The 998-nt window shown below is 45.0% G+C and carries 2 protein-coding genes and 1 pseudogene; all 3 read right to left on the bottom strand.

What is annotated here, in order from left to right:
* Nucleotides 1-269, bottom strand: a 269-nt coding sequence (locus RTW80_RS25995; RefSeq protein ID WP_312720956.1) for an NAD(P)-binding protein, incomplete at its 3' end; no start/stop codon positions are given.
* Nucleotides 266-535, bottom strand: coding sequence for a SemiSWEET transporter (locus RTW80_RS25990; protein WP_000379710.1), 270 nt, complete (start codon nucleotides 533-535; stop codon nucleotides 266-268). The genes RTW80_RS25990 and RTW80_RS25995, both read right to left, overlap by 4 nt.
* 1 nt (nucleotide 536) lies before the next feature.
* A pseudogene (locus RTW80_RS25985) lies at nucleotides 537-998 on the bottom strand (gfo/Idh/MocA family oxidoreductase); the annotation flags it as partial.

Here is a 998-nt window from a genome sequence, read left to right as displayed (position 1 = left end):
GCATCCTCTCCGGCCACGGCCGAAAGATATCTGAATACCTGTTCCACTCCTAGAAATTCATCGATATCGCCAGGGGGAAAGCCAGTATAATGAAATGTATAACGAGAGTTCTGCATACAGGCATTACGGTAAGCGCCACCACTCCAGGGGTTCCAGATCTCCCCAATTCGGGTATTCTTCTCAAACAGAACCACGGAGTGACCTGCTTTAATCGCATTACGGGCAGAAATGATGCCGGCAGGACCCGCGCCGATGATTGCAATATTCATACGTGTTTTTTCCTGCGGTTGATAAGTGTTATTACAAGCACTGGTGCAGCCAGAAACAGTGTGACAATATTGGCGATCAGTACGGCAAAATCAGATCGCATAATGCCATACGCTATCCATGAGATTACACCTGTCAGGAACATGATATACATAACAACGGAGATACCTTCGGTATTGCGTGTCCTGATAGTTTTTATGCTCTGGGGAGCGAACGCAAACGTTGTGAAAAATGCAGCAAACAGCCCGGTTAAAAGAATGGTATCCATATCAGAATGCCTCAATTATTTCCTGTATATGAAGGCCGGATGACAGGTCCGCTAGCTTAGGAGACGAGTGACCATATTTAATAAGAGCACACCAGTCGTCATGAAGATGAATAAACGAATCAGACCAGAATGGAAGCTCCCGTGGTGGATCAGGCAAGCGTTTCAGAGCGTCGAAGCCAATTGTTTCCGTATTCGTATCATTAAATAGAATCAGGAGCAGGCGATTTTCATGGTGGGTTGAATATCTGATTTCACCATTTTCAAATACAAGCTGTATATGCAGTCCCAAATTATGATCTGTTTCCGATTTACTGGCATGAACTCTGAAATAAGCTCCCTTTTCTGAACTGCCCATTACATAGCCGTTATCATCCACTTCAACCTGACCATCTGATTTTGTACCCACGTGTCCCCTTTACCGTTTTGATCCCATGAACCACTACCGGGCTTTCCCCTATAAAAC

The sequence above is a fragment of the Escherichia sp. AM3 genome (genome assembly GCF_032029835.1).
In the GTDB taxonomy this organism is placed as follows: domain Bacteria; phylum Pseudomonadota; class Gammaproteobacteria; order Enterobacterales; family Enterobacteriaceae; genus Escherichia; species Escherichia coli.
Note: the sequence above shows the minus strand (reverse complement) of the source record. Positions and strands in the feature narration are given on the sequence as shown.